General features: G+C 70.1%; 3 protein-coding genes. All 3 read right to left on the bottom strand.

Annotated features, from left to right (window positions below):
* Positions 1–62 precede the first annotated feature (62 nt).
* Positions 63–248: a DUF5302 domain-containing protein gene (locus tag ACWDZ6_RS33195; RefSeq protein WP_451505803.1), complete on the bottom strand. Its 186-nt coding sequence runs from the start codon at positions 246–248 to the stop codon at positions 63–65.
* 130 nt (positions 249–378) lie between these two features.
* On the bottom strand, positions 379–1,875 hold the full coding sequence (locus ACWDZ6_RS33190; RefSeq protein ID WP_451505802.1) for an MFS transporter: 1,497 nt from the start codon (positions 1,873–1,875) through the stop codon (positions 379–381).
* A gap of 81 nt (positions 1,876–1,956) precedes the next feature.
* Positions 1,957–5,904, bottom strand: coding sequence for an SDR family NAD(P)-dependent oxidoreductase (locus ACWDZ6_RS33185; RefSeq protein ID WP_451505801.1), 3,948 nt, complete (start codon positions 5,902–5,904; stop codon positions 1,957–1,959).
* Between the last annotated feature and the right edge of the window lie 86 nt (positions 5,905–5,990).

Below are 5,990 nucleotides of genomic sequence, written 5' to 3'. Positions count from 1 at the left end.
CGCCCGTCCTTTGCGGCCGGGCGCGGCAGCCTTTGCGAAACTCTCGGGGCGGCGTGTGCCCTTCACCCGGTCTTTCGGCGGTAGAACCTCTTCTGGCCTGCGGGTCCACTCATGTTCTTGACCTGCATCCGGCCTTCCTGGTGCGCCTTCTTGGCCCGGGACGCATTGCCCTTCTGCTCAAGGGCCCTCTTGAACTTGTCCTTGGCGTCGTCCTGCGGTACGGAATCCCACTGGGGCGTGTCGGTCATGTGCTCCTCCTGACATCTAACACTTGGGGAATTTCATCATGGCACGGCATTCGGAGACCGACAATCGGCTCCTGGCTTTCGGGAATTGTTCTCGGCCAGATGAAACGGATGATGGACAAGTTGGTTTGCTTTACACGGCCAGTTCGGCGGCGTGCTCCGGCTGGGTCCCTCCGGCGTCCGGCTCCGCGGCCGCCTCCGCCGCGTCCTTGCGGCCGGTGAGGAAGGTGGCGAGCACCGCCGTCAGCACGAACAGGGCGATGTTGACGCCGAGCGTCGTCGAGGTCACGGAGGAGAAGTCGCCGATGTCGCTCCCGCTGCCGAGGCGGCTGAAGTAGACGGCTCCGACGCCCGCGACACCCGCGGCCGAGCCGAACTGGATGGCCGCATTGAGCACTCCCGAGCCGACGCCCGCGTTCTCCGGCGGCACATCACCGAGCACGACGGCCGTGAGGACCGGAGCGGTCAGCCCCAGGCCGAAGCCCATGACGAGCTCGGAGAAGACCAGCGGAACCCAGTTCAGGTCCGCACCGCCGGAGTTGACGGTCCACACCACGCCGGCCCCGCCGAGAGCCAGGAGCAGTGCCCCTCCTCGTACGAAGTCACGACCGCGGCCGCCCGAGAACCGCCAGGCGATCTGGAAGGTCGCGATGATGCCGATCGGCCACGCCGCCATCACCAGCGCGGTCTTGAGCACGGACCAGCCCAGGCCGACCTGCTCGTGGTAGCTCAGGACGAGGAAGAAGGACGCGACACCGCCGTAGCAGAGCACCACCAGCGGCAGCCCGATCTTGGCGGAGCGGTAGGCGAACAGCGACGGCGGAATCAGCGCGGAACCGTCGCGCTCCTGGCGGCGGCGCTGCTGCGCCACGAACACGCCGAGCAGCACCAGGGACAGTGCGATCACGGCCATCGACCAGGCGGGCCAGCCCAGTTCGTGTCCCTGTACCAGCGGATACATCAGGCCGAGCGAGGCCACGGTCAGCAGCAGTACACCCGTGATGTCGAGCCGCAGTGGTGTGTCGGAACGGGTCTCGGGCATGTAGCGGGCGGCGATGGCCACCGCGAGCACTCCGAGCGGCACGTTCAGGAAGAACAGGGCGCGCCAGCCGAGCCCCATGATGTCCGCCTCGGCCAGCAGACCACCGAGCAGCGGACCGCCGACACTTCCCACGCTCAGCGCGATACCCATGACGGCGAATGCGCCCGGCCATTCGTCCTGGCGGAACATCGTGATGATGACCGACACCGCCTGCGGCACCATCAGCGCCGCGGTGAAGCCCTGGCCGAACCGCCCTGCCACGAGCATCTCGGCGTTCGTCGCCGTGGCGGCGACAACCGAGGCAAGAGTGAAGCCCACAACTCCGGTCAGGAACAGACGCTTGCGCCCGTAGATGTCTCCCAGCCGACCGCCGGTGATCAGGAACAGCGCATAGGCCAGGGTGTAACCGGCCAGCGTCCACTGCGCAGTGCCGAAGGTCGCCCCCAGATCCTTCTGGATGTCGGGGAGTACGACGGTGACGGCATTGGCGTCCAGGTTGTCGAGGAAGGCCGCGAGTGTCACCACGGTAAGTGCCACCCAGCGGTGACGTACCGCCTGCTCGTTTGTTTCGTTCTTTGCCGTAGGCACTGAATCAGCTCCTAGCGTTCGCTGTTATGGGGGGTTCGGTCGCACGCCGGGCCTCGCGGGCCCGGCCGTGCCTTTCGCTGGTCACACCGTGTCGCCGAGGACCGCGTCCAGCGCCCGGTCCATCTCGTCGTCCGTCAGTTCCCCGGCGGCCTGCATGACGTCGATGGCCGTGCCGGCCGTCGCGCCGTTCTCGGCCTGTGGCCGGGCGAGTTCGAGCAGTTGGGCCAGCAGCCCGCTGTGCTGGAGCTGCTGGGGCGATATCCGGCCCAGAGCCCACTCGGCCTGCTCGCGGGGATCGTTCGGTGGTGTGTCCGTCGTCGTGGGGGTACCCAGGGCCAGCCGCACATGCAGCAGCTCGGCGATGGCCCGCGGGGTCGGATAGTCGAAGGTCAGGGTGGACGGCAGCGTCACCCGCGCGAGCGCGGAGAGACGGTTGCGCAGCTCGACGGCCATCAGCGAGTCCCAGCCCAGCTCGCGCAGCGGACTGTCCGCCTCGATGACGGCGTCGCCGCGCAGTCCCAGCACGCCCGCCACCTCGTCCTGCACCGAGCGCAGCAGCGAGGCGACCTGCTCGGCCGCCGGCAGCGCTGCGAGACGCTCGGTGAACGCTCCGCTCTGCTGCACGGCCGTCGCGCGTCGCGGCCTGGGCCGCACCAGGGCGCTCAGCAGCGGCGGCACGCCCGCAGCCTCACGCTGCAATCCGGCCTTATCGATCTTGATCGGCACCAGATGTGCCTGCGGCAGGCCCAGCGAGACGCCGAGCAGACCGATGCCCTCCTGGGCGGAGAGCGCCTGCGAACCCTGCCGGCGCAGCCGGCCGAGCTCTGCCTCGTCGAGCCCGGCGGTCATCCCGGTGCCCGCCTGCTGCCACAGGCCCCAGGCCAGACTCAGCGCCGGAAGCCCCCGGCAGCGCCGGTGCGCGGCAAGCGCGTCGAGGAACACGTTGCCCGCCGCGTAGTTGCACTGTCCCGGCGCGCCCAGCGTGCCTGCGGCGGAGGAGAACAGCACGAACGCGGCGAGGTCCAGATGCTCGGTCAGCTCGTGGAGATGGACGGCGCCCGCGATCTTCGGCTCCAGCACGCGGGTGAAACGCTCCGCGCTCTGGTTCAGTACGACACCGTCGTCCAGTACGGCTGCCAGGTGAACAACCGCGGTCAGCGGGTGCTCCGCGTGGGTCTCCTCGACCACCCGGGCGATGTCCGCGCGCCGCGACACGTCGCAGGCCACCACCCGCACACTCGCGGCGCCCGCTTCTTCGAGCTCACGCACCAGCTCGGGCGTGCCGGGCGCGTCCGGGCCCCGGCGCGAGGTCAGCACGAGATGGCGCACCCGGTGTTCGCGCACCAGGTGGTGCGCGACCAGCCGGCCGAGTTCACCGGTGCCGCCGGTCAGCAGCGCACTGCCGTCGGGGGACATCGCGCGCGGGACGCTGAGGACGAACTTGCCGGTGCTGCGCCCCTGGGCCATCAGCCGGAAGGCCGTGGGTGCCTCGCGTACATCGAAGGCCTTGTACGGCAGCGGGGCGATGGCTCCCTGCTCCAGCAGCCCGACGAGCGCGACCAGCATGTCCTGGATGCGGTCCTCACCGCTCTCGATGAGGTCGAACGCCTGGTAGGCGACACCGGGATACGCCGCGGCGACTTCGCCGGCGTCGCGCACGTCTGTCTTGCCCATCTCCAGGAACCGTCCGCCACCGGGCAGCAGGCTCAGCGACGCATCCACGAACTCGCCGGTCAGCGCGTTGAGTACGAGATCCACGCCCCGGCCGCCGGTGGCCGGCAACCAGGCACCGGCGAACCCGGTGTCACGCGAGGAGGCGATGTGATCGTCGGCGAGCCCCAGTTCACGCAGGGCGGGCCACTTGCGGGTACTGGCCGTGCCGAACACCTCGGCCCCCATGTGCTGTGCCAGCTGCACGGCCGCCATGCCGACACCGCCCGCGGCCGCGTGGATCAGCACCTTCTCCCCCGCGCGCAGATCGCCGAGCTCGGTGAAGGCGTAGTACGCGGTGAGGTACGCCAGCGGCATGGTCGCCGCCTGCGCGAAGGTGAGCGAGTCGGGTATCCGCACCATCCAGCGCGCATCGACGGTGACTTCGGTGCCGAACGTCCCCACGGCAAGGCCCATCACGCGGTCGCCCGGCCGGAGCCCTGTGACGCCGGGAGCGGCCTCCAGGACGGTGCCGGAGCATTCGAGTCCGAGCTTCGGCGCGTGCACCATGTCCAGCGCGTTCAGTACGTCGCGGAAGTTCATGCCCGCGGCCTGGATCCGCACCCGTACATGTCCCTCGGGCAGCTCGGCGCGGGGCGCGGACCGGAACACGAAGGTGTCGAGCCGCCCCTTCTCCTCGATGTCCAGGTACCACGAGTCGTTGTCCGCGGGCAGCACCAGCGTGCCGGAGGCAGAAGCACCCGATGTCCGCACCAGCCGTGGGACCAGCGCTTCCTCGGCGCGCAGCACCAGCTCCGGCTCGGAGTGCGCGGCCAGCGCCCGCAGCAGCAGGGCGCGCTCCGGCTCGTCCGGACCGATGTCCAGCAGCCGCAGATTCCGCTCAGGGTGCTCGGCGCGCGCTACGCGCACCAGACCCCACAGCGGCGCCTCGGCGAGAGCGGACACCGCGTCGGCGGGCCCGGCAGCGACGGCCTCCCGGGTCACCCAGACCACTTCCGTACGCTCGAAACGAGGATCGTCCAGGAAACTCTGAAGCCATTCCAGCGCACCGACCGCGGAGTTCCGCGCCAGGTCCGCGACACCCTCCCCGCCCGGCGGGGAAGTCATCGGCGCCGTCAGATCGACGACGATCAGACCCGGCTCGCCCGCTCCCGGATCCAGGACGGCGTGCAGATCGGCGACCGCCTGGACGCCGAGGAGACGCGATACGACACCGTCGTGGCCGAGGACAAGCGGGGTTCCCGAGGGGGCCGGCTCGTCCTGACCCGCGTCGGGCAGCTGCCGCGGCTGATACTCCACCTGATAGAGGTGATCCGTGCCGCTGTCGGTGTCGTCCGGGATCCGCAGCTGCTCGGAGTCGGCGCGCCGCACTTCGAGACCCGTGACGCCCGCGACCGGTGTGCCGGTGGTGTCGGCCGCCAGTACGGTCGCCGACGATTCACCGGTGAGTTCGACACGTACCCGGATCTCGGTGGCGCCCGACGCGTGCAGCTCGACGCCGGACCAGGCGAACGGCAGCAGGACACTTGAGGGGTCCTGCTCCTCGTCCGGCCCGCCGGTGGCGGCGAGGGTGTGCAGGCAGGCGTCCAGAAGGGCCGGATGGATGCCGTAGTCGCCCGGCTCGAGCCCGTCCGGGAGCCGGACGAGTCCGTAGGCGGTGCCGTCCCCCCGCCACAGCTCGGTCAGGCCCTGGAACGCCGGGCCGTACTCCAGGCCCTGGTCGAACAGCCCGTCGTAGAAGCCGTCGAGCGGCACGCGCTCGGTGCCGGGGACCGGCCACTGGGCGAGTTCGGCGAGGGCGGCGGCAGACGGTGCCGCGCCGCGCTCGTCCGTCAGTTCACCGGTGGCGTGCAGGGTCCAGGCCGCTGCGTCCTGTGCATTGTCCGGGCGGCTGTGGATGTCGATGGTGCGGGTGGTGCCGCCGTCAGGGGCGGCGACCTTGACCTGGAGACGGACGGCGTCGCGCAGTACGAGGGGTTCGAGGATGGTCAGTTCGCCGATTCCCGCGGCTCCGGTGCGCTGTGCGGCAGCAAGTGCGAGTTCCAGCAGCCCGGTGCCCGGGACCAGAACGGTGCCGAACACGGCATGGTCGGTCAGCCAGGGCTGACCGGCGGCAGAGAGCCGGCCGGTGAACAGATGACCCTCATCACCCGCGAGCATCGTCGCCGCACCCAGCCACGGATGCTCCGGCGACTCGAGACCGGCCGAGGTCACATCAGTCGAAACGGAGACCGGCTCACTCCAGTAACGCTCGCGCTGGAAGGCGTAGGTGGGCAGATCGACCGGCGCGGTGGTGCCGCCGGCCGGCAGGATCCGCGTGAAGTCCAGACTCAGCCCATGGGTGTGCAGAATGCCCACCGCCCGGAACATGTCCCGGCACTCATCAGCCCGTTCACCCCCACGCTGCGACTGCGAGGCGACAAAGACCGCCCCCTCCCCCATGA

The sequence above is a fragment of the Streptomyces sp. NPDC002926 genome, assembly GCF_053591755.1.
This window is presented reverse-complemented; position numbering and strand designations above follow the sequence as displayed.